Here is a 24,548-nt window from a genome sequence, read left to right as displayed (position 1 = left end):
CTTAATAAAATAGGAATCTATCAAATGAACATACTCACGGTAAGAACCACTGAACGTTATAACTTTTGGCTATAACAAGCAATCACTTTTATCAGTTACACTATATCCTTTTACTCATGGTAGGATACAAACAACAAAGATACAAAAAAAGAAAAGAGGGATTGTACATGCAAACACTAAATAGTTCTAAAAACACGTCAAAAATTTTTCGTGCCGATCAAGTTGGAAGCTTATTACGGCCTGAGGCTATTAAAAAAGCCCGCTCGCAGAGGGAAAACGGGGAAATTTCTTCCGAACAGCTAAGGAAAATTGAAGATCAAGAAATCGCAAGGGCAGTCGAGAAGCAAAAAGAAATTGGACTTCAAGCCGTAACGGACGGCGAATTCCGCAGATCTTGGTGGCATTTTGATTTCTTGGAAAACTTGGTTGGCGTTGATGCTTTTTGGTCAAACAGCGGCATTCAATTTCAGCAAAAGCAAACAAAATCGCGCGGGATTAAAGTAACAAGCAAGGTAGATTTTGGCAGCCACCCTATGCTGGAGGATTACAAATATCTTCACCAAACAGCAGGAGAGCAAGTGGCGAAAATCACCATCCCAAGCCCTAGCATGCTTCACTTCCGCGGAGAGATTGATCCGTCTGTTTATCCAGATGAGGAAGAGTTCTTTCACGATTTAGGTAACGCCTATAAAAAAGGTATAAAAGCTTTCTATGATGCAGGCTGCCGCTATCTGCAGCTGGACGACACTTCCTGGGCTTACTTATGTTCAGAAGAGCAAAAAGAACAGCTGCGGGCAAAAGGACAGGATCCGGATTATTTAATCGACAGATACTTGCGTACACTGAACCAAGCTGTAGCGGACCGTCCGGATGATTTGAAAGTGACGATGCATATTTGCCGCGGGAATTTCCGCTCAACGTGGATCGCTTCCGGAGGATATGAACCCGTTGCCGAGCAATTATTTGGGCATTTAGATATTGATGGATTTTTCTTGGAGTATGACAACGAACGTGCCGGCGGGTTTGAGCCGCTTCGCTTTGTAAACCGACCGGATTTAGAGATCGTCCTGGGCCTAATCACTTCAAAATTCGGTGAATTAGAAAGCAAAGACACGATTAAAAAGCGCATTGAAGAAGCATCGAAATTTGTGCCGCTGGATCAGCTTTGTCTGAGTCCCCAATGCGGATTTGCCTCTACGGAAGAAGGCAACCTATTAACAGAAGAACAGCAATGGGCCAAACTGCGTCATGTTGTTGAAATTTCTCAGGAAGTTTGGAAATAAGAACGTGATCTAAAAAGACAGGAGGAGAATAAAATGCGCACTGTTTCAACATCTCGGATTATTGCTGAAAGCAAATTTAATAAATTCCATTTAATTGTGTTCCTTTGGTGTTTTTTCGCCATTGCCTTTGACGGATACGATATCGCCCTTTTCGGGATTGGGCTGCCGATGATGATGGAGGACTATCAATTATCTCTTGTTGAAGCAGGCGCAATTGGCAGCTATACGCTTATCGGCATGATGATTGGTTCCTTCTTGCTCGGTTCGCTGGCAGACATTATCGGCCGTAAGAAAATATTAGCGATTTGTATGCTCATTTTCAGCGTTTTTTCCCTTTTAGCCGGTTTAGCGCCGAATGCCCTCATCTTTACGATTATGCGCTTTATTGCATCTCTTGGGATGGGCGGGTTAATGCCTGCTGTCATTGCCCTTATGACAGAGTACTCCCCTAAAAGAAACAGGGCATTAATTGTGGCGGCCATGTATTGCGGCTATTCCATCGGCTCTATTATCGCTTCCCTTACCGGCATGTATTTGATGGAAAGCATGGGCTGGAGATTCTTATATTGGCTCGGGATCATCCCGCTGCTGACCTTGCCTTTCTTTCTAAAACAATTTCCCGAATCGCTGTCCTTTCATATCCTGCGCAATCAGGGTGAGAAAATCGCACGGATTCTGAACAAAATTGATCCGAAGGGAACATATCAAGCAACGGACGATTTTGAATATACGCGTATCAAAGAACGATCCAAAGGATTGCCGGCCAAAAAACTTTTTTCCGATAATCGGGCCGTCAGCACCATCGCTTTTTGGATGATCGTCTTCAGCTGCCTTCTCATGATTTACGGTTTAAATACATGGCTTCCCAAAATCATGCAGGGAGCGGGTTATGGCATTAGTTCAAGCTTATCTTTCAGCCTTGTATTGGGACTTGGACAAATTGGAGGTTCCTTACTCGGCGGCTACTTAGTCGAACGGCTGGGCCACCGAAAAGTACTTTTGTTTATGTTTGCACTCGGAGCGATTTGCTTTGTTTCTTTAAGTGCAACATCCCATCTGATTTTACTGTATATCTTAATCGCTATCGGCGGAGCTTGCACAGGAGGAACACAAAATTTAGTCAATCCCTATATTTCCGAGTTTTACCCTCAAGAAGTTCGCACAACCGGACTGAGTATGACCGTTGGGATTGGACGGATAGGTGCAATTCTGGCTCCCCTTATCATCGGACTTCTGCTTACTGCTGACTTGGCACCGCAGCATGCATTTATGGCGTTTGCCATTCCAAGCTTTATCGGGGGAATTGCCCTCTTGCTGGTTCAAGAGAAATACGGCAGCTTTGACAAAATATCGAAAGCAGCCTCTTAAGGGACACTCATTCTCTAAAAAGTACTCTCTTTTAGAAGAGAGTACTTCAGATTGTCGACAAAAGGCCTTCAGAAGGGTCTCATTCTGAAGGCCTTTTGTCTTTTTGAGATTTTCTTAGGTATTTTATGGTCTGATTTTAAGCAAAATGCTCTTCGAGTATTCTATTTTAGACCATAGCCGAAGCTTGCCATGTCCAATTGGCAAGCTTCTTTAAATTCATAGCAGCAAAAGTAAGCATCGCCTGCATGGACAATTTTTTAATGATCCTGTGGTACAAGTTGCTCTATTGTAATCATTTTAATTTGTTCACGTTCACTTATTTGATTTTTCGGCACCCTATCCATTCACCTCAGACATTTATTTAGAAAGGAGTTGATTGTAGTGCAGGCGGCGACTCCTGCGGGAAAAGCGTGAAGGCCGATACCCCGCAGGAGAAAAGCGACGAGGAGGATTGGGCCACGCCCGCGGAAAGCGACCGCCGAAACGAAAATCAACTAACACTATTTCAAAAACTATTACTATTATTTTAAAAGAAAAAAGACTGTAGGCAAACTCGAATTTCGAGTTTGTCTACAGCCTTTTTTATATTAAAATGGAGGTAACAAATTTACTTGAGGTGACCAATATGCTTTCCAAATATTCTTCTACTCAAAGAAATCAAATTGAAATGATTGCGCTGGATGAACTTGTTCCTGCGAACCATTTGGTTCGCAAACTAGAAAAAGCGATCGATTTTTCATTTATTTATTCGTTAGTAGAGGATATGTATTCAGATGTAGGTCGTCCAAGTATTGACCCGGTAATTCTTATTAAAATGACATTTATTCAGTACATATTTGGTATCCGCTCCATGCGCAAAACGATTGAAGAAATCCAGACCAATATGGCTTATCGATGGTTTTTAGGATTCGGATTTCATGATAAAATCCCCCATTTTTCTACCTTCGGTAAAAACTACGAACGCAGATTCAAAGATACGGATTTGTTTGAACAGATTTTCTATCATATTATAAGCGAAGCTGCTAAGAAGAAGTTAATCAGTGCCGAACATATTTTTATTGACTCTACACACGTTAAAGCTAGTGCGAATAAACGAAAGTTTCAAAAGAAAGTTGTCCGTAAAGAAACAAAAGCATATGAACAACGTCTTCAAGAAGAAATCAATCAGGACCGAGAGGACCATGATAAGAATCCCTTCCCTCCAGATAAATTCGAAAAAAATGAAACGAAAGAAATCAAAGAAAGTACGACAGATCCTGAGAGTGGATATTATGTAAAAGATGAAAGAACGAAGCAGTTTGCTTATTCTTTTCACGCTGCTTCAGATAGGAATGGATTTGTATTAGGGACCATCGTAACTCCTGGTAATACGCATGATAGTCAGATACTTGAGCCTTTGGTTGAGAAAGTAATGGAAGAAGTTGGGAAGCCTGAAGCTGTTGCTGCTGATGCAGCCTATAAGACACCAGTAATTACAAATTATCTAATAGAAAATGACATCACGCCCGTTTTACCTTATACACGTCCGCGTACAAAAGAGGGATATTTTCGGAAACATGACTATGTTTACGATGAGTACCATGATTGCTATTTATGCCCGCAGGGCAATGTGTTGAACTACTCAACGACTACTAAGGAGGGGTATCGTCAGTATAAGTCTGATCCTAAAATATGTAAAGATTGTCCAGTGATCATGAATTGTACCCAAAGTAAGAACCACCAAAAGCTCATTCAGAGACACATATGGGAAGGGTACGTAGAAGAAGCAGATCATCTCCGACACCATCAAACCATAAAAGATATCTATGCCAAACGTAAAGAAACCATTGAGCGAGTCTTTGCGGATGCAAAAGAAAAGCATGGCATGCGTTGGACAACGTTAAGAGGTCTAAAAAAATTGTCCATGCAGGCGTTGCTTACTTTTGGTGCCATGAATTTAAAGAAGATGGCAAATTGGACTTGGGTCAATCCTCAAACCGGCTAATTATGGGGCTCGATGAGCCCTCAAAATTAAAAATACAACGATTAAATAGGAAAAATAACAGAAAGGCCTTCGGAAGGGATTCCTTCCGAAGGCCTTTTGTCGACAATCTGAAGTACTCTCTTTTAGAAGAGAGTACTTTTTCTGTATATTTTTGTTTCAGTCCCCAAGGCTTCCCGCTCAAATGCCCGGTCAGACAGCCTCCCCCTCTCGGCTGATCGGCGGTGTCATTCCTCTTAAATCCTCTGCTGCTGAAGTTTTTCGGTCTGTAAACAGGAACAGTAAGGCCCCGATAATTAATAAGCCGCCTGAAAGATAAAATCCTAATTCTAAGCTTCCTGTACGATCTGCAAAGTACCCTGTAATATATGGTGCAAAAATCGAGGACAGCATCCCGCTGAAGTTAAAGAAGCCATACACCCTTGAATACATCGAAGCCGGTGTAATATCAGCCATATAAGCAATTAAGACTGGATCCAGCGCTAGTTTTCCAAGCAGTCCGTACAGAACAAGCCCTACTAGCAAATACGAATAATTTTCTGTATAAGGAATCGCAAATTGACAGATGGCCCCGGCAATCGCCAGGCCGACGATAATTGGCTTTTTGTTTTTCACTTTGTCTGATAAGTACCCGAATAGCAGTGCACCCGGAATGGATGCCCATGGCACTAAAGAAGAAATAATCCCTGTTTGGGAAGCTTCTACCCCTCTGGCTGTTTCCAGGTAATACGGCAGCCATGTCAGCATTCCGAAAAAGCCGTAAAGGGAACAGAAAATCAAGACATAAACCAAAATATGATTCTTCGTAAAAAGCTTTTTCATCTCTACCTTTTCTTTCTTTACTTCGCTCTTCTTCTTTTTATGACTGTCATCACGGACAAAGACAGCAATTAATATGGCGATGAGGATCGTTGGAATAGCAAAGACATAGAACGGGAATTGCCAGCCCTTATCTAACGTATACGAAAAATAACTGGAGGATATAAAGCCGAGTGATATTCCAAATGCCATCCCGCTGTTAATAATAGCCGCTACAAGACCCCGATATTTTTTCGGAGTGATCGTTGAAGAGATTCCATATTGTGACCCATAATACGTTCCTTCGCCAAGCCCTGTTAAAGCCCGGGCCGCTAAGAAGATTAAGAATGCCGGCGCCATGCCCGTTAACAATGTGGCTACGCCGAATATTAAATAGCCGATGACCAGTACTTTAACCCGTCCATATTTATCTGCCAAAAAGCCTGTAGGAATTTGCATTAGAGCATATGCAGCAAAAAAGACGGTCGACATTAAGCCCAATTGTGTTTTACTTAAATCCCAATCCTCTCCAATACTGCCCATGACAGGGGAAAGAATATTCCGATCTGCATACATAAAGACCCAACCTAGAAAAAAAAGAAAAATGACGAGTGCCGGATGTGTTTTTTTCATAATAACTTCTCCTATTTTCTGAATTTTAAGGTTATTCTATCACCTAATTGTTCGGAAATAAGCAATCGTGTTAGATTATCTAACATTGTTTTTATACACATCGCAACCGTTCTTAATTTTCATCAATCAAATAGATCGCAATCTTGCATTTTTCATTACTAAATGCAAGGTAATTCTTATCCTCTTTGAAGAACCTTACATTTTTCGATTTATTTTCTCACATAAAAAATCATTCTTTCCTTTTGAAAAGAATGATTGAGACTACACGAGTTCTGGGAGTTTGTTTTCAGAGGATATTCTTGCTCCTTCTCCTCTGACAAATGATCCAGCTGCAGACCTTTCATCTCATTTTAAACCTCGATAGTTTGAAACTATGAGATAGTCAATATGAGTGTCAATAAGGTGCCTGCAGATAATAGTACGATTTTCCTTCCATCCTGCTCTTTCGAAGATTTCATAAGTTCTTGAGAGGCCACAATCCATACTACTATTGCTATAATTACCATAATGCCCACAAAATAATTAGTCATATCATACATTAATCCCCATTATTAGCGTGATATCACCAAAATTCGCCCTGAAAAAAACATTGGCAGAAGGACATGAAGCTTCTGGCTATTCTACGATATTCTATAAGTCTTACACATATAAATCATTGATATAAACATAAGGCTATCCATCATAATTTATTTTCTTTTCTTCATCCTACTCAGGTTATTACAATCTATTTTAAAATTACTAAAGGCAAGAAAATAAAAAGCCATTCTTCTCTTTAAAGAATGGCCCTTCATTTCTATTGTCTTACCATGCTGCAACACATCCATCTGTTCTAGGCTCTGTACCGCCTGCCAGAACCTCATTTTCCCCGCGGATGATAATCTGCCCTCTTCCAAACGAGCCGGAATCAAGCGCCCTTATAACCTGATGGCCTTTTCTCGCTAACGCCTGGGCAATGTGATCAGGAACGGAGGGCTCAATTTGAACACTCTTGCCGCTCACCCATTGCCAGCGCGGTGCATCCAATGCCGCTTGCGGATTTAATGAAAAATCAATCATATTCATGGCGACCTGAAGATGGCCTTGAGGCTGCATGAATCCTCCCATCACCCCAAACGGGCCGACTGGCTGTCCGTTTTTCGTGATAAATCCCGGAATGATCGTATGGTAGGTCTTTTTATTAGGTTCCAATGCATTTTCATGCTCAGGATCCAATTTGAATCCATGCCCTCTGTTTTGCAGAGAAATCCCTGTTCCTGGAACCACAACCCCTGAACCGAAGCCCATATAGTTGCTTTGGATAAAAGAAATCATATTCCCTTCCTCATCGGCAGCTGCCAAATAGACAGTTCCACCTTTCGGCGGGTCACCCGGCGCTGGCTCAAGCGCTTCTGATCCGATTAGATCCCGTCTTGCCCGCGCATAATCATCGGACAATAATTCTTCCACTGTCTTGCTCATTTTATCTTCTTGGGTAATGTATTGAAGGCCATCCGTAAAAGCAAGTTTCATTGCCTCAATTTGCATATGATAGGTTTCAGGGCTGTCCTTTTCGGAAAAATAATCTTCTTTTAAGATATTTAGGGCCATTAAAGCAACTAATCCTTGACCATTCGGCGGAATCTCCCAAATATCATGTCCTTTATAGTTCACAGAAATCGGTTTAACCCACTCCGGGGAAAAGGCAGACAAATCTTCCTTTCGTAAATACCCGCCATATTTTCTCGAAAAAGCATCAATTTGTTCTGCTATATCTCCATTATAAAAGGATTCTGCATTGGTCTCCGCGATGGATTGAAAGGTTTTGGCATGTCCCTCAGATTTCCAAACTTCCCCGATTTGCGGCGCCCTTCCTTCCGGAGCAAATGTTTCAAACCATCCTTGAAACACATCCCCCTGTAGCGTTTCCTTATATGTTTGGTAAGCCTTTCCCCAAAAATATCCGGTAGTTGGGGATATCGGGAACCCCTCCCTTGCATATTGAATGGCAGGCTTTAACACGTCAGTTAAAGGCAGACGACCATACCGCCTGGAAAGCTCCGCCCACGCTGCCGGCGCCCCCGGAACTGTTACCGGTGTTAAACCATGCACAGGCATCTCCTTATGTCCCGAGCCTTTTACAGCCTCAATAGAGATACCTTCAGGAGAAGGGCCGCTTGCATTTAATCCATGCAGCTCTCCGTTTGCCCAAACAATTGCAAATGCATCTCCGCCGATTCCATTAGAGGTCGGTTCTACCACAGTAAGGCAGGCTGCAGTCGCAATAGCTGCATCTATCGCATTTCCTCCTATTTTTAATATATCCAGTCCTGCTTGAGCGGCTAATGGCTGTGAAGTGGCCACCATTCCTTTTTGGGCATAAACCGTATTCCTCCTAGACGAATAAGGGTAATAAAGTGCATCGTATACCTGTTCAGCCTTACTCTTTTCTGAGACAATCATCCGTTTTTCCTCCTATTTTCACATAGTAAACTCTTAGTTTGCCTGCATGGATAAAGCCGTAGTAAGTTCATGAATCCGAAGGCAGGAAACCGCATGGCCCTGTTCAACTTCCGAAAGGGCAGGTGCTACGCTGCGGCACTCATCTGCAGCATACGGACATCTTGTCTGGAAAGAACATCCAGGCGGCGGATCAGCAGGACTTGGCAAATTTCCTTTAAGGACAATCCTTTCTTTTTTCCGATTTTTGTGAATCGTTGGCACAGCCGACAGAAGCGCTTGAGTATACGGATGCTTAGGATATTCAAAGAGCGTTTGTTTGTCCGCCATTTCGACAGTTTTGCCTAAATACATGACACAGACCTTATTGCATAGATGCTTAACGACGGATAAATCATGGGAAATAAAAATTAAGGTCAGATTAAATTCCTTTTTTAAATCCTTTAATAGATTTAAAATTTGGGATTGGATGGATACATCAAGGGCTGATACCGGTTCATCGGCAATAATGATTTTTGGTTTGACGATTAACGCGCGGGCGATGCCGATTCTTTGCCTTTGTCCGCCCGAGAAATCATGGGGATGTCGGTCAAGATGCTCTTTTCTTAGCCCAACCTTTTCAATGATATGATGGATCATTATATTCCTTTCCTGCTTGGATTCCCCAATCTTATGGACTTTAAGGGGTTCCATTAAAATTTGGCGGATTGTCTTACGGGGATTTAACGACGCGTATGGATCTTGGAAGACCATTTGGATATCCTTCCGCTTTCTGCGCATTTGTTCGGCAGAGAGTTTGGCAAGGTCCTCCCCCTCAAAAAGGATCTGCCCGTCAGTTGGCTCTAAGAGTCTTAGAATAGTTTTACCGGTGGTTGATTTTCCGCATCCAGATTCTCCAACGATCCCAACTGTTTCTCCTTCATAAACGGTTAACGTCACGCCATCCACAGCTTTCACATCACCCGTCTTTTTATTAAAAACACCGCTGCGAATCGGAAAATATTTCGTCAGTCCTTTAATTTCGAGAAGAGGCTTGGAGCTGCTCATTGGAATCCTCCTTTACATCTTGATAAATCCAGCATCGACACTTATGTTTTTTACCAACAGCTACAAGATCAGGCTGCTGCTGTTCACAGATAGACATCGCATCCGGGCACCTGGGCGCAAAACGACACCCTTCTGGCATTTGATTAGGCAAAGGCACAGAACCGGCAATTGTATATAGATATTCTTTTTCTTCCTCGATATCGGGAATGGATTCAATCAGCCCCATAGTGTAAGGATGCTTAGAATGTTCAAAAAGCTCTTCTACCATCATTTCTTCCACTACTTGTCCAGCATACATTACAATCACACGGTCACACATTTCGGAAACCACTCCTAAATCATGCGTAATCAGCATGATACTTGTTCCTGTTCGTTCTTTAACATCCCTCATCAGTTCAAGTATTTGGGCCTGAATCGTCACATCCAAAGCAGTGGTCGGCTCATCAGCAATAATCAATTTTGGGTTGCATGCCATGGCAATCGCAATCATCACCCGCTGCCTCATTCCACCCGACAGGTTATGGGGATACTCACGATAAATTTCTTCAGCTCTCGGCATGCCAACTGCCTTCAATAATTGAATGGCCCTTTCTTTTAATTCATGTTTTGATGATTTCGTATGCTTTTTAATCGGCTCCTCAATTTGTTTGCCAATTGTATGCAAAGGGTTCAGAGAGGTCATCGGCTCTTGAAAAATCATTCCGATCTCATTCCCTCTTACCTTTTGCATTTCTTTATCGGAAAGGGAAAGAAGGTCTTTCCCTTTAAACCTGATCGTTCCATCATTCTGGCTATTTCCCGGCAAAAGTCTCATGATTGACAGGCTAGTTACACTTTTACCGCACCCCGATTCTCCAACAATCCCCAGTGTCTCTCCTGCCTTAACATGAAAATCAACACCGTCTACAACTGCAATAATGCCATTTTCCGTTTTGAATTTTGTTTTCAAATTTTCTACTTCTAAAATAGTTTCCAAAGCCGTTCCCCCTCTCCCTGCCATTCATTATTTTTTAATTCGAGGATCCAACGCCTGCTGCAGCCCGTCTCCGAATAAATTAAATCCTAAGACCACTATGAAAATAGCAATTCCCGGGAACAACGCTACATACGGAGCGCTTGTTAATAAAGTTTGGGCTTGATTAAGCATACTGCCCCATGAAGGCGTCGGAGGCTGGACACCAATGCCCAAATAAGATAAAGTTGCTTCTGCCAGCACGCTTGAAGCCATTGCCAGCGTTGTTTGGATTAAAATTGGATTTAAGGCATTCGGCAGAATATGGCTAAAAATAATATAAAGATCCTTTACTCCAGTCGCCTTTGCGGCAAGGACATAATCCATATTTTTCAACTGAATAACCTGTCCGCGGGTAATTCGAATAAACGAAGGAATAAATCCGATTCCAATCGCGATCATCGCATTTCCAAAACCAGACCCCATTACCGCCGCAATCGCAAGCGCCAAGATCAAAAAAGGGAAAGCCTGAATTGCATCAACCGCTCTCATCACGATCCATTCATCCCAAAACCCACCAAAATATCCGGCTAAAAGACCAATTGGCACCCCAATTGCAACTGCGATTCCAACAGCAACAAAGGCTGCCTTAATTGATATTTGGGCTCCATAAATAACTCGAGAAAAAATGTCCCTTCCTAAATCATCTGTCCCAAAAAGATGTACAGAGCTGGGAGGGAGCAGTATACTGTCGTAATTCTGCAAATTTTGATTAAACGGGGCAATTTCTTTGGCAAAAACCGCTACAATAATCAGTGCCAAAATGACCATTCCGCCTGCAGGGCCGAAGCCGGTTCTCATAAACTTTTTAAATGCCTTCATTTAGCCGCCACCTGCCCTGCTTTTATTCTAGGATCCACTATGGCATACAGTAGATCAACTGCGAGATTGACCAATACTACCAGAAGAGCTGTAAATAAAATGGCTCCTTGGACTGTGACGTAGTCTCTTTTAAATACCGACTCAATAATCAGGCGCCCAAAACCCGGAATGGAAAAAACTGATTCCGTCACAACAAGCCCGCCGAGCAAGCCAGCAATCATAATCCCGGACGTAGTGATGACAGGAATCATAGCATTCCTCAGCACATGGCCCAAAATTGTCGCCGTCTCATTTAACCCCTTCGCCCGGGCAGTACGCACAAAGTCCATATTCACAACTTCCAGCAAGGTTGAACGTAGCATTCTCATAATGACCCCAGCCTCACGCAAACCGGTTGTGAGGCATGGCAGTACCATTGCTAATAGATTCTGTGCCGGATTTTCGAAAAAAGAGACATACCCGGAGGAAGGAAACCATCCCAACTGTACAGAAAAGAAGATAATAGCCATCATGGCAAACCAAAAGTTCGGAAGGCTCATTCCGCCCAAAGCTGTAAAAGTACTCGTATAGTCAAGCACTGTTCCTCTCTTAACAGCTGACAGAATACCCGCCGGAAAAGCGATCAGCAAAGCCACTATAAATGTGCCGATTGTCAATTCAATCGTTGGCCCTAACCGTTGAAAAATTAAGTCTATCACTGGCACTTGATCTGTAATGGACATTCCCAAGTCTCCCTGCAGAACATTTCCCATCCACGTAAAATACTGCACAATAATTGGCTGATCCAATCCAAGTTCATGTCTTAGCTGCTGGTAAGCCTCTGCAGTAGCATCCTCCCCCAAGATCATTCGGGCAGGATCACCCGGAATTAAATGAATGAGAGAGAATGTCATAATTGATACAAGAAAGAGAATTGGAATCGTTAATAATAATCTTCTTACAAAAAATTTCATGACAGGCCCCTCTCTTTTATTGACTGTTTTTTTAAACCGGCTGCTGCCGCGCCTCGTCTTTTTCCAGAAACACCGCAGCCCATTTTCATTCCTTTATTACTGCTTGCTTAAATCAGCAGTTCGAATAATGCCATCTGAATTATAAACGAATCCTTTAATTTTTTTCGATAAGCCGAAGCGATTGAAATCACTGTAAAGATACACATAACCAGCTTCATCATGTACGATTTCCATTGCCTGATCGTAAAGCTGTTTTCGTTTTTCAGGATCAATTTCTGTCCTTGCATCCTCCGCCAGCTGATCTAATTCTTTATTGGAAATCCTTGAATAGTTATTGCTCTGACCTGTTACTACGAAGGCATAAAAGCTTTGGTCGGGATCTGGTCTTCCTGACCATCCATTCATCAAGCCCTCAAAGTTCCCTTTATCAGCATTATCAAGCAATGTTCCAAACTCAACTTTTTCAAGGTTCACTTTAATTCCCTGCTTCTCAAGCATACTTTGAACGACAGAGCCGACTGTTTCGGAAGCAGGTGATGTATCAATTTGCATTGTGAAAGAGAAGCCGTTTGGTTTTCCTCCCTTTTTAAGCAGTTCTTTCACTTTTTTTGTATCAGGCTGATTAAATTCACCAGAATCGCCATACGCTAAATTCCCAGGATAAAAAGGAGAATTATTTGGCTCAGCATAATTATCGAATGCCACCTTCGCAATAGCCTTTCGGTCTACCGCCTCAGCCACAGCCTCACGCAAATATTTATTATCCAAAGGCGCTTTTGTCGTATTTAGATAAAAGCCCCTGTAGGCCATACTCGACTTGGCAATCAACGAAAAGTTTGGATCATTCTCCAAAGCTTTTGCTTCCTTAATTGGAACAGCATCAATAAAGTCAAGCTTTCCTGTTTTCAAGTTTTGTACTGCAGAAGTACCGTTTGTAAATATTTTGAAAGTGACCTTATCCAGTTTCGGCTCGCCATTCCAATACTCTTTGTTTTTCACCAATGAGACATGATCCCCCTTTACATGCTCTTCAAAAACGAATGGACCCGTCCCGACAGGATTGTTGCCAAATTGATCTCCTTCTTTTTCAATCGCTGCCGGCGACCCCATCATACCGGAACGATCAGTAAGGATGGATAAGAACGGGGAAAACGTTTTACTCAGTTTTACTTTGACCGTTAGTGGGTCCACCGCTTCAACATCTTGAACAAATTGTAATTCGCTTGTTCGGTTAGTCCCTTCTGCACGATAACGGTCCAGATTAAACTTCACCGCCTCGGCATTAAAATCTGTCCCGTCTTGGAATTTAATATCTTTTTTTAAATGGAAGGTATACTCTTTTCCATCTTCAGTCACTTCATATTTATCAACCAGCAGGGGAACGATGTTGCCTTTAGGGTCCAAATCAAAAAGCTTGTCGAAAATGCTGTTTTGAACCTGCCTGTCAACCAGTGCACTCGACCGTGCTGGGTCAAGGTTGGGAGGATCCGCACTCAAGGATATGTTAATCTCCCCGCTTCCCGTTCCTGATGAACTTGCAGTACTGCTTTTGCTTCCTCCATTGCAAGCCGATAAGAGCAGGGCAACCACTACAACCATCAAACCAATACCTTTTCTCATTTTTGTCATCCCATTTCCCCCCAAATATTTTTTCTACCGATATTAAAAATGTAGAAATTGGTTGAATTTTCAAACTTTATAAAAGTATATCAGCCTCTTCTTTATAACAAACAAATCATGTAAGAAAATCTTACATGATTTTTTCGTTTCGTATATAAAAAGTATATTTTTCTTTCTCAATCGTTCCTTTTGTTTTCTTTTATTTACTAAAAGTAAAGAGATTAATAGATTTAATTGCACAGTGGATTTATTTTCTGGTACTTAGTCAGGTCTCGATATTTTATATGTTTCCCTGCAAACTAAAAAGAGGTTCAGAATGATGAATCATTCCGAACCTCTATTCCTCTTACTCTTCCTTAGTCACCAGCTTTAGCGGTGCAGCGATATTTTTTTCAACTTTCTTTCCTTGTATTACATCCCGGCCTGCATCCACGGCAAGTTTGCCGATTAATTGCGGCTGCTGGGCGACCGTTGCATCCAGATTTCCCGCCTCGATGGCTTTCAAGGCATCATCGTTGCCGTCAAAACCGATAACCATGATGTCTTTCCCTGAACTATTGATCGCCTCAATGGCTCCCAGGGCCATTTCATCATTATGCGCAAATACAGCTTGAATATCAGGCTTTGCCTGGATGATATTCTCCATAACTGTTAACCCTTTTGTCCGGTCAAAGTCTGCTGATTGCTTGGCGGTTACCTTTAGCTTTGAATCCGCGATATTATGGAATCCTTTTCCTCTTTCACGAGTTGCCGAAGCACCCGGAACCCCTTCCAGTTCCGCCACCTGGGCATTTTCGCCGATCTGTTTCACTATATATTCCGCAGCCATTTCTCCGCCTTTTACATTATCGGAGGCCACCAGTGCTTCTACTTTTCCTTTATCTGCTGAACGATCCAGCGTAATAACCGGAATTCCAATGCTGTTCGCTGATTGAACAGCTGATGAAATCGCTGAAGAATCCGTTGGGTTGATCAGCAAGAGATCGACTCCCTGCTGAATTAAGTCTTCCACATCGTTAATTTGTTTAGCCGAGTCGTTTTGGGCATCGACTACTTTCACTGACATGCCCTGTTTCTTGGCCTCTTGAACCACTCCATCCTTTAAAGAAACGAAAAATGGGTTATTCAGCGTAGAAACAGATAATCCAATTTTGATATCTTTTACAGTCTCTTTTTTATCTGGCTTTGCCCATCCCGGGGGTTCCATGGAGCAGGCACTTAAAAGTAAAAGTGTTAGTGATATAAGGATTGCGGTTAGTTTTTTCATATAAGATCCCTCCTGACTTACGCCGATTTCTTACGGTCCAGCAATACAGCAATGATAATGACAATCCCTTTGACCACCATTTGATAAAAGGAAGAAACCCCAAGGAGATTCAGTCCGTTATTTAAGGTTCCGATAATCAAGGCGCCTATCAAGGTTCCAACAATTAAGCCCTTTCCTCCTGACAGACTTGTTCCGCCTAATACAACGGCTGCGATGGCATCCAGCTCATAAGATGTTCCGGCTGTCGGCTGCGCTGAATTCAAACGTGAAGTCAGGATTGCCCCAGCCAGGGCAGCCAGCAATCCAGAGAGACCGTAAATCATAATTTTCACTTTCGGGACTTTAATTCCTGAAATCAATGCGGCCTTCTCATTCCCGCCGATTGCATAAGTCTTTCGTCCAAATGGTGTTTTTTGAAGAATGATATATAAAATGACAAACGTGATCAGCATCGTAATAGCCGGTACAGGAATTCCAAGGAAATATCCTCTGCCGAACAGCTGGAATAACCGATTATCCCCTAGACCGGTGATTGGGTTCCCGTCTGTGTAGACAAGGGTGAGCCCCCTGAACAAGGTCATGGTAGCCAATGTTGCAATAAATGGAGCCATTTTTCCTTTCGTGATCAGCAGTCCATTGATCACTCCCATTACTCCGCCAAGAAGGCAGCCAATAATAATGGCAAGGATCGGATCCATCCCAGAAACAATCATGCCGGCAGTCAAGGCACTCGATAAGGCAAGAATAGCGCCAACCGATAAGTCAATTCCGCCTGTTAAGATAACAAATGTCATGCCAAAAGCAATGAGGGCATTGATTGATACCTGCCTCAGCAGATTTAGAATATTCAATGGTTCTAAAAAGCTTGGATTCAAGATAGAAACGATAATAAATAAGATAATTAACCCAAGTAACGGGCCCATTTTCTGCGTTACGGAACTAAACATCGCAGACTTGCCAGCCGATACCCCTTCATTTGCTGCTTTCATCTCACATACCTCCTGTTGCTAATGTCATTATTTTTTCCTGGGTTGCTTCTTCTTTTATTAATTCGCCCGTGATTTTCCCTTCATGCACCACAAGGATTCGGTCGCTCATCCCTAGTACTTCCGGCAGCTCTGAAGACACCATAATGATCGCCACCCCGCGATCTGTCAATTCATTCATCAGTTGATAAATCTCTCTTTTCGCACCGACATCCACCCCTCTTGTCGGTTCATCTAAAATCAGTACCTTGGGACCGATGCCCACCCATTTGGCAATGACCACTTTCTGCTGGTTCCCGCCAGAAAGATTTCCGACGGCTGTCTCTGCTGATTCGGTTTTAACTGTTAAACGCCTAATTAGCATCTCAACGAAATCCAACTCCGTTTTTTCATTAATAATACCTTTCGGTGCAAAGCTGAAGAGAGTCGGCAGGACCATATTGTCTTTTATCGAAAAGTCCAGGATCAACCCCTCTTCCTTACGATTTTCCGTAATAAACCCGATGCCTGACTCCACAGCCCGAGCAGGAGAGGAAATGGAGACTTTTTTGCCATCCAGCCAAATTTCTCCGCTGTCAGTGGAATCCAGACCAAAAATGGCGCGCATGATTTCCGTCCGTCCGGCTCCCATTAATCCGGATATGCCGACAATTTCTCCGGCTCTGACAGAGAAGCTGACCTCCCGAAAGACCCCATTCTTTGTGAGATCCTTTACTTGGAGCATGGTCTCACCCAGCTTTGGTTCCCGCTGCGGAAAACGATCGGTTAACTCTCTTCCGACCATTTTCTTTACGACTTCATCAAAAGTAGTTTCTTTAATCTCCTTCGTATCTACCGTTTTTCCATCCCGCATGACCGTAATGCGGTCGCATATCGTAAAAATCTCTTCCATCCGGTGAGAAATATAGACAATGGATACACCCTCTTTTTTCAGAGAAGAAATCACCTCAAAGAGCTTGCCGATTTCTCTTTCCGTCAAAGCAGCTGTCGGTTCATCCATGATGATCACTTTGGCTTCTGTCATCAGAGCTTTAGCAATCTCGATCATTTGCTGTTCACCGACCGAACAGCTTCCCGCCTCTTTATCTAAGGGAATTGAAACTCCCAATCGGGCAAACTGCTTTTTTGCTAGCGCTTTCATTTCTTTCGTATTGACTAAACCAAAAGCCGTTTTTAATTCCTTCCCGATAAATAGATTATCCAAGACAGTCATATCCGGCCAAATATTCAGTTCTTGATGAATGAAGGTAATTCCATGTTGCTCCGCTTCCTTCGGATTGTTAAAAGAGGTTTCCGTGCCATTAATCAGAATGGAGCCTTTATCTTTTGGATGGAGACCTGTCAGCACATTCATCATCGTCGACTTGCCTGCTCCATTTTCCCCCATAAGGGCGTGAACTTCCCCCTCTTCCAGTTCAAAGTCCACACCTGTCAAAACTTGATTGGTTCCAAACGCTTTGAAGATGTTTTTCATCGTAATTCGCATATGTTTTCCACCTCACTGTTTAGAAAAATACGCCCGATTGCAAGATACAATTCGCATACGGTTTGATTTCTCCGGTTCGAATGATTGCTTTTACCTGCCTGGTCAGTTCCTTAAACTCTTCATGCGGCATGGTTTCCTGACTGATTCCGGAAAATTTCTGCTGCAAATAACGGCAGGTTTCCGGATTAGCCGCTTCTATTTCTGTGGCCATGATCACTTTTTCAATAACCATATCTTCAGCTATGGCATCGACCACTTCCTTAAAAGACGGGGTCCCAGCTTTGATTGCTACATCTATTTTCAGGACACCGTCAGGTACAGGCAAACCCGCATCCGCAACGGCGATATAATCCGTGTGTCCCAAATCCGCTAAAACTTTGGAAATATGGCTGTTCAAGACTCCATGTTTTTTCATGCTACAGAAGCTCCTCCACTTCGTTTCGCAATGGCATGCCGCCCTGAGCCCCGAATTTCGTTACAGACAGGGATGCAGCCAGGTTGGCAAAACGCAGGCTCTCTTTCATGCTCTTTCCCTCTGCAAGCGCGACGGCAAAGGCTGCATTAAACGTATCTCCCGCCCCTGTTGTATCCACAGCCGTTACTGGATTGCCAGGAACCAACACCTCTTGCCCGCCGTCGAAATATCGGACGCCGTTCTTCCCTTCTGTGATAAATACCTTGTTAGGATATCGCTTCAGCGCATCATGAAAGTCTTCCCCTTCAAAAAGAATCGAAGCTTCCAATTCATTAGGTGTAAGATAGGCTGTATTTTCTATTACTTTTTTTCTGATCGGCCTTGCCGGCGCAGGATTCAACAGCAGCGGCACACCGTACATTTTACATATTTCACTGACATGCTCAACGGTATCTTCCGGAATTTCTTGCTGAATCAGGACGATATCAGATGCCTGGATTGTATTCAGTGCCTTGTCTATATAATCCGGAGTAACATATTGATTAGCAGCCTGGACTACGATAATGCTGTTATCGCCTTCCGCAAGCGTGATATGAGCCGTGCCGCTCTCCACACCTGTAACCGGTTCCACATAGTCGGTGTGGACATTGTTTTTGCGGAAATTATCCAGGATTTCCTTGCCGAAAACATCATCGCCGATACAGCCAACCATATACACTTCAGCTCCTAAGCGGGCTGCGGCCACGGCTTGGTTGGCCCCTTTTCCGCCAGGTACTGTTTTAAATGATTCTCCAATAATCGTTTCCCCTTTTTCAGGTCTTCTTGAAGCTGTAACAACTAAATCAATGGAAGAACTTCCGATTACCGTGATTTTAGCCATTTTCCTCCGCCTTTCTTGTCGTCTGCCTTTCAATAAAAGCAACAGGCAATTGAATATTTTTATGTGACACTTTTTCATTATGAATCAATTGAATTAATAATTTTGCGGCTGTCCTCCCCATATCATAAGCAGGCTGCCTAATCGTGGATAAAGGAGGATACAGCCATTTGCTTAGCGGTATATCATCATACCCGATGATTTGGAGCTCTTCCGGAATCGATTTACCGATTCGGTGCGCTTCACGCAATACCGCCGCAGCTGCTATATCATTGCTTGCGATGACTCCATCTGTATCCGGAAAACGTTCGAACAGCTCCTTTGCACTTTCTTCCGCCTCTTCATAAGCAAAAGAGGTCTTCATGACATTGAATTCAACGTCCTTTGAAGAAATCTCTTCCATCGCCCCCCTGAATCGATCCTGAGCAGTCTTAAGTTCCATAGGACCTCTAAGCAGCGTTATTCGCTTGCTTCCCCGTCTCACTATTTCTCTTACAGCCTTTTTTCCGCCATCGAGTCCGTCTGCATACACAGAGGGATGCTGATCAGAAATGCGATCAAGAAAGACAACCGGAAAAGACAGATTCTGATAAAAGCTATTATCCTGATTGCTTGTCGCTGACAAAATCCCGATGACATGATGCTGTTCAAAAGTATGAATATACTCGGATTCTTTTTCAGGCTTTTCATCCGCATTGCCGATCATCACTCTGTAATCATGCGCCTGCATCTCATCCTCTGCACCGCGGGCCAGTTCAGGAAAAAAGGGATTGCGTATATCAGGAAGCAGCAATCCGATCAACCTGGATTTTTTATTATAGAGCGACCGGGCCACTTCGTTCGGCCGGTAATTCAATTGCTGAATCGCTTCATTGATAAGCTTCCTTGTATCATCGTGAACATATCCTTTATCATTCAATGCCCTTGATACCGTTGCTACTGACACGCCAGCCCTTTTCGCCACATCCCGTATCGTCGCCAATTCTGCCACCTCTTTTTGTGTAACCGTTTACATTTAAGTTTAGAATAACACAGGAGATATAAGCTGACAAGGAAAAAATAGATAAACAGCATCAATCCCTGATTAACCATCTTTTATATTAAATTAACAAGCAAGTGAAGAAAATATCACTTCACTTGCTTCATGAATCATCATATTCGATTTCACTTCAATTTATTGTAAGTTAAAGAAAACATGTCCCTCCAAGCATTTTTAATAACGAAGCTGAGCTTTTTCATTCAGTTTAACCAATCCTGACATGTATCCCTCTTTCTCATTTCCTACATACGTTTCCAAAACTAAAATCAGGCTCAGTAGTACCATATAAGTCTCCGCTATAAACGTCACCGTTTTCGCTTACCATTATAAAATTCATGATTCCATCAATGTTAAATGCTATATCTTTTGTTTCTGACTCTGTGAATTTAACCTTTGTCTTTGCTAACACCCATTTATACCCTTGCGGTGCAGGTTCATTAAATTCATTCATTGCTTTTAATTGCTGATATGCTGCTTTACCTTGAGTAACTTCCAACACTGTTAAATCAAACTTGACTGGATAAGACTTACCATTATCATCATATATTTCATCATTTACCGCAGCTGTCTGTTTAAATGGAACTGGATTTGTTCGTCACCTATTACCGATTTTTTATTTCCTGTTTAGGTTTAGTTTCTCCCTGATCAGTATCATTTTGTTTAATAGAAGTGCTTGTATCATCCGAAGAATCTTGTCCGCAAACCGTCAACAAAGTAAGTGTTAAAAGTCTAATAGGGACTATACCTTTAATTTTCTAAACTTAATCATATTCATTTAGAACCTCTTCTCTCCTAAATAGTCATCATTTTGATTCTTCTTCTAAATCATCAGGGTAGAGCATTTCATCAAAAGTTTCCTGAGTTGCTTTATCTTTAATATATATTTTTACTTTCGCCTTTTCTTCATCTGCACCATTATAAATTTGATACATCATTCCTGATATACCAAAACCAATTGCTGCAAAAGCGTCCATGCTATTTTCATAAGAAGCCTTTTCTACTAAAAGGGTAAATTCAGAGAATGATTTATTATGAGTTACATCTTTAATAGATACATAATCCTTACTTGTTTTAGCATCATCAATAGACTCTTGAATGGACGACTCTACTTCTTTTAACATTTCTCTGTGTTTAGCTTTTGACATCTTATAGGTAAGCGATCCATCTTCATTCTTTGTTACTTCTTTTACGCCATCCTTTTTGGCATCAGCAATTACAGTATCTATATCTTCATCTTCAAACATAGAAGCTGGCAAGGTTATCTCAACATTCAGCAGACCCTTATCTACTGAAACACCTTCCTCTTTATCATTTGGTTTTTTTTCGGCTGATTCACTTGCTGAGCACGCAGATAGAAGAGCCGTGGCTAGTACTAAAATAATCCAGCTAATTTTACGCATAAAAAAATCCCCTCACAATTATCATTTAGTCGGGAAGCACACCTTACCTTTATAAATTTATCCTTTTTTCTAAAATAGAGATGTAACTTTCGCACCATGAAAATTATATCAATATTTTACTTTGTTAAACAGTAGGTTTTATAAAAATAAAAATTCTTTATGTCCTCTTCATAACCAACGCATCTAATCACCCTAATAAAACTCTTTATTATATTAAAGATTTAGTGATTTCAATATAAGTAAAAATAACTCAAATTAGACAAACACCTGTAAAAAGAATAATATCCCAGCAAAATGATTTAGTTATACTGCTGGGACATTTGCTTTATTGAAAATATAAAATATTTTTATTCCAGTAAAATCAGAGATATTTATTTTTCAATTGATCGCCGCCAATTCCTCCGGTTACCATGAGAATCAGCGGCAAAAAATTGGTGACTGCTTTTGGCAGGCCGTCGAGTATCATAATATTCGTACCTGCAAAATGATTAGAAGCCATGATCCCTAATTTTGACACCAATAAAAAGGCTCCTATCAAAAAGACACTGTCAAAAAAAAGTTTCCACTTTGGATACTTCAATTGCTTGCTGTCCTGGATCACTTTTTCCTTCAATTCTTTATCACTCCTTAACAGTTCGTCTATCGTAATGCCGAATAAATCACTTAAATCAATGATGACCTCAATACTCGGGTAATTTTTTCCGGTTTCCCATTTGGATACGGACTGGCGGCTGACATGTATCTGTTCAGCAAGCTCTGCTTGGGACCAGCCTTTTTTCTCTCTTTCTTTTTTTAATCGTTCACTAAAGATCATTGTTTTCATCGCCTTTCCTTACAACATTCAGTATGTAGGGTACTTGGAGCGAAAGTAAAGCTAGTTCCAGGCGCATCATGGGGCAACCATACGTTGCACCCCTGAAACTGCCGTTTTTTTGCACTTCTTCAACCAAAATAAAAAAGCATCGATTGGATGATTTTTTCATTTATACGAAAAAATTTCATAAAAATCCGCCGACCTTAAGCTTCTTTTTAAATCGGACCGGCAGCATTTCAAGCAGATAAAAATAGCTATAGAAAAGCCCGGCTGGCGTTGAGTTCCGCAAACTGGGCTTCTTTCATTAAAATGCTTATTCAGTTCAATGCCTCACATTACCCTTTCGAAACATCTGCCAAAATTTCATAAGAACGGAGACGCGCTTTATGGTCATACACTTGCGCAATAGCCATAATTTCATCAGCCTGGCTTTCGTTTAAAAAGGCCTCCAGCTTTTCTTTTACTGTTTGCGGACTGCCGATTATAGATCTGCCTAATTGCTCCTGCAAGGCCTCTAATTCATAACTGCTTGCCAGCTGGCGGATATCATCCACCGGCGGCAGAAGCTTCGTCTCCTGACCGCGGATTAAATGTAAGAACTGCTGCTGCAGCGTAGTCGCAAGATGCTGTGCTTCTTCGTCCGTTTCTGCTGCAATGACATTTAATCCGACCATCGCATACGGCTTATCCAGAACGTCTGACGGCTTGAAGGACCCGCGATAGATATGAAGGGCTCCCATTGTATGACGCGGTGAAAAATGACCGGCAAAAGCGAATGGCAAGCCAAGTTCACCGGCCAAACGGGCGCTGAAGCCGCTTGAACCAAGCAGCCATATCGGAATATTCAAGCCTTCGCCCGGAACAGCCTTCACATGGCTGCTCGTTGCTAAAGAAGGATCAAAGTAGCCGCGAAGCTCGGCCAGCTGCTCTGGGAAGTCTTCACCATTGCTTCTTAGATCACGCCTCAACGCATAGGCGGTTCGCTGGTCTGTGCCCGGAGCCCGGCCTAAACCAAGATCAATTCGGCCAGGATATAATGATTCCAGCGTGCCAAATTGTTCAGCAATAACAAGAGGGGCATGATTCGGCAGCATAATTCCGCCGGAGCCAACCCGGATTTTTGAAGTCCCGGCTGCTACATGGGAAATTACAATGGATGTTGCGGAACTGGCGATGAACGGCATATTATGATGCTCAGCAAGCCAATAGCGCTTATAATTCAACTTTTCAGCCAGCTGGGCCAGCTCTAATGTATGACGAAACGAATCCGCAGCCGTCATGCCGGATGCGATTGGGGAAAGATCCAGCACAGAAAACGGAACTTCTGTTAATGCTTTTGTATTAGACATAAATTCATCTTCTTTCTATAGGACTGTTGTTTTTCCATGTTAGCTGTCTGTTCCATGCATTTCAAATGATCTGTTTACCGGAACTTCTTCAAAAGGAATCGCTCAAAATTGATTTCAATGAGCTTGAAATCTAAAACCTGCTGTTTCCCCAAAGATTGATCCCTATCCCTGCCTTCCCTTTTTGGCGTCTAATGCCCATTTAATAGAGTTCATCATCCTAAAATTACTGAAGGATAAGAAAAACGCTGTTTTAGATTCAACAGCGTTTTTCTTTATGTGATACATTAAGCTCAAAGAATGCCTAAAAATCTCCTACTTCTGATTCACTATGTTTGATAGTTTTTTTACAGCCTGATTAAAGGCATTCATTTCTTCTGATGTCATGCCTGCAGCACTGATCAGGGACTGCGGGATGCATTGCGCCTTATCACGCAATGCCAGCCCTTCCTCTTTAATACGAACGATAACCACTCTTTCATCGGCGGGGTCTCTGAAACGCTCCACCAGCTGAGCTGTTTCCATTCGTTTTAGCATAGGTGTCAGTGTGCCTGAATCAAGATCCAGCAATTGACCAAGTTCTTTCACAGATGCTTCCTGGCGTTCCCATAGTACCACCAACACTAAATATTGGGGATACGTCAGCTTCAGGTCATCTAGATAAGGTCTATATAAACGAAGAATTGCCCGGGAACAAGCGTATAGAGAAAAACAAAGATGGTCTTCAAGTGTTATAAATTCATTCTCTTTTCCCATTTAAAAATTCCTTTCCAATCTAATTGTAAACAATTATCTTTTTAAAAATTATAGAGGGCAAAATCTATTACAGTCAAGCAGAGGCCATTTAAAATTAATTGTGCAAAATTTAATTGTTGACAATACAATTGAACAGAAGTATGATTCTTTCATACACATTAAGTTGTGCAAAATATAATTTTAAAAAATTAATTAGAAGGAGCTGTTTA

Annotated in this window: 21 protein-coding genes; 3 read left to right on the top strand and 18 right to left on the bottom strand. The window is 42.1% G+C overall.

The window, feature by feature from the left end:
• Nucleotides 1-167: 167 nt before the first annotated feature.
• The 3 genes from BQ4305_RS12900 to BQ4305_RS12890 all read left to right on the top strand — a co-directional run bounded on the left by BQ4305_RS12900 (nt 168) and on the right by BQ4305_RS12890 (nt 4,635).
• Nucleotides 168-1,283: a 5-methyltetrahydropteroyltriglutamate--homocysteine S-methyltransferase gene (locus BQ4305_RS12900; RefSeq protein WP_110928177.1), complete on the top strand. Its 1,116-nt coding sequence runs from the start codon at nt 168-170 to the stop codon at nt 1,281-1,283.
• Between the two features lie 33 nt (nt 1,284-1,316).
• On the top strand, nt 1,317-2,651 hold the full coding sequence (locus tag BQ4305_RS12895) for an MFS transporter (protein ID WP_110928176.1): 1,335 nt from the start codon (nt 1,317-1,319) through the stop codon (nt 2,649-2,651).
• A gap of 625 nt (nt 2,652-3,276) precedes the next feature.
• The gene (locus tag BQ4305_RS12890; RefSeq protein ID WP_110927520.1) at nt 3,277-4,635 is read left to right on the top strand and encodes an IS1182 family transposase; all 1,359 of its coding nucleotides are present in this window, start codon (nt 3,277-3,279) and stop codon (nt 4,633-4,635) included.
• A gap of 189 nt (nt 4,636-4,824) precedes the next feature.
• Here the strand turns inward: BQ4305_RS12890 and BQ4305_RS12885 are convergent, their stop codons facing one another.
• The 18 genes from BQ4305_RS12885 to BQ4305_RS12800 form a co-directional block, all read right to left on the bottom strand.
• A complete protein-coding gene (locus BQ4305_RS12885; RefSeq protein WP_110928175.1) occupies nt 4,825-6,063 on the bottom strand; it encodes an MFS transporter in 1,239 nt (412 codons plus the stop codon).
• Between the two features lie 801 nt (nt 6,064-6,864).
• A complete protein-coding gene (locus BQ4305_RS12880; RefSeq protein ID WP_110928174.1) occupies nt 6,865-8,502 on the bottom strand; it encodes a gamma-glutamyltransferase family protein in 1,638 nt (545 codons plus the stop codon).
• A gap of 33 nt (nt 8,503-8,535) precedes the next feature.
• Nucleotides 8,536-9,546 (bottom strand): ABC transporter ATP-binding protein, encoded by a 1,011-nt coding sequence (locus tag BQ4305_RS12875; protein WP_110928173.1) that lies wholly within the window; start codon nt 9,544-9,546, stop codon nt 8,536-8,538.
• Nucleotides 9,515-10,522, bottom strand: a complete 1,008-nt coding sequence (locus BQ4305_RS12870) for an ABC transporter ATP-binding protein (RefSeq protein ID WP_110928172.1) — start codon at nt 10,520-10,522, stop codon at nt 9,515-9,517. Before BQ4305_RS12870 ends, BQ4305_RS12875 begins: the two co-directional genes overlap by 32 nt.
• Nucleotides 10,523-10,549: 27 nt before the next feature.
• Entirely contained in the window at nt 10,550-11,380 is an 831-nt protein-coding gene (locus tag BQ4305_RS12865; RefSeq protein WP_110928171.1) for an ABC transporter permease, read from the bottom strand.
• Nucleotides 11,377-12,333 carry an ABC transporter permease gene (locus tag BQ4305_RS12860; RefSeq protein ID WP_110928170.1) on the bottom strand — a complete coding sequence of 319 codons (957 nt, stop codon included), beginning with the start codon at nt 12,331-12,333 and terminating at the stop codon, nt 11,377-11,379. The genes BQ4305_RS12865 and BQ4305_RS12860 overlap by 4 nt, the downstream gene beginning before the upstream one ends.
• Nucleotides 12,334-12,429: 96 nt before the next feature.
• Complete coding sequence (locus BQ4305_RS12855) at nt 12,430-13,962, bottom strand: ABC transporter substrate-binding protein (protein WP_110928169.1); 1,533 nt, start codon at nt 13,960-13,962, stop codon at nt 12,430-12,432.
• 337 nt (nt 13,963-14,299) lie between these two features.
• Nucleotides 14,300-15,220: a ribose ABC transporter substrate-binding protein RbsB gene (gene rbsB / locus BQ4305_RS12850; protein WP_110928168.1), complete on the bottom strand. Its 921-nt coding sequence runs from the start codon at nt 15,218-15,220 to the stop codon at nt 14,300-14,302.
• A 17-nt stretch (nt 15,221-15,237) separates the two neighbouring features.
• Nucleotides 15,238-16,167: a ribose ABC transporter permease RbsC gene (rbsC, locus tag BQ4305_RS12845; RefSeq protein WP_110928792.1), complete on the bottom strand. Its 930-nt coding sequence runs from the start codon at nt 16,165-16,167 to the stop codon at nt 15,238-15,240.
• Nucleotides 16,168-16,210: 43 nt separating this feature from the next.
• Nucleotides 16,211-17,692, bottom strand: a complete 1,482-nt coding sequence (locus BQ4305_RS12840) for a sugar ABC transporter ATP-binding protein (protein WP_110928167.1) — start codon at nt 17,690-17,692, stop codon at nt 16,211-16,213.
• A gap of 19 nt (nt 17,693-17,711) precedes the next feature.
• Complete coding sequence (rbsD, locus tag BQ4305_RS12835; protein ID WP_110928166.1) at nt 17,712-18,107, bottom strand: D-ribose pyranase; 396 nt, start codon at nt 18,105-18,107, stop codon at nt 17,712-17,714.
• Nucleotide 18,108: 1 nt separating this feature from the next.
• Nucleotides 18,109-18,987, bottom strand: coding sequence for a ribokinase (gene rbsK / locus BQ4305_RS12830; RefSeq protein WP_110928165.1), 879 nt, complete (start codon nt 18,985-18,987; stop codon nt 18,109-18,111).
• On the bottom strand, nt 18,980-19,966 hold the full coding sequence (locus BQ4305_RS12825; protein WP_110928164.1) for a LacI family DNA-binding transcriptional regulator: 987 nt from the start codon (nt 19,964-19,966) through the stop codon (nt 18,980-18,982). Before BQ4305_RS12825 ends, rbsK begins: the two co-directional genes overlap by 8 nt.
• Before the next feature lie 292 nt (nt 19,967-20,258).
• Nucleotides 20,259-20,519, bottom strand: a complete 261-nt coding sequence (locus BQ4305_RS12820) for a hypothetical protein (RefSeq protein WP_110928163.1) — start codon at nt 20,517-20,519, stop codon at nt 20,259-20,261.
• A gap of 307 nt (nt 20,520-20,826) precedes the next feature.
• Entirely contained in the window at nt 20,827-21,423 is a 597-nt protein-coding gene (locus BQ4305_RS12815) for a hypothetical protein (protein ID WP_110928162.1), read from the bottom strand.
• Nucleotides 21,424-21,784: 361 nt separating this feature from the next.
• Nucleotides 21,785-22,237, bottom strand: coding sequence for a helix-turn-helix domain-containing protein (locus BQ4305_RS12810; protein WP_110928791.1), 453 nt, complete (start codon nt 22,235-22,237; stop codon nt 21,785-21,787).
• Between the two features lie 335 nt (nt 22,238-22,572).
• Nucleotides 22,573-23,586 (bottom strand): LLM class flavin-dependent oxidoreductase, encoded by a 1,014-nt coding sequence (locus BQ4305_RS12805; protein WP_110928161.1) that lies wholly within the window; start codon nt 23,584-23,586, stop codon nt 22,573-22,575.
• A 312-nt stretch (nt 23,587-23,898) separates the two neighbouring features.
• A complete protein-coding gene (locus tag BQ4305_RS12800) occupies nt 23,899-24,339 on the bottom strand; it encodes a MarR family winged helix-turn-helix transcriptional regulator (RefSeq protein WP_110928160.1) in 441 nt (146 codons plus the stop codon).
• Nucleotides 24,340-24,548 lie beyond the last annotated feature (209 nt).

Origin of the sequence: Bacillus massiliglaciei (genome assembly GCF_900098925.1) — a bacterium.
GTDB lineage: Bacteria > Bacillota > Bacilli > Bacillales > DSM-1321 > Peribacillus > Peribacillus massiliglaciei.
The sequence above is the reverse complement of the archived record's forward strand: the minus strand, read 5'-3'. Positions and strand labels throughout refer to the sequence as shown.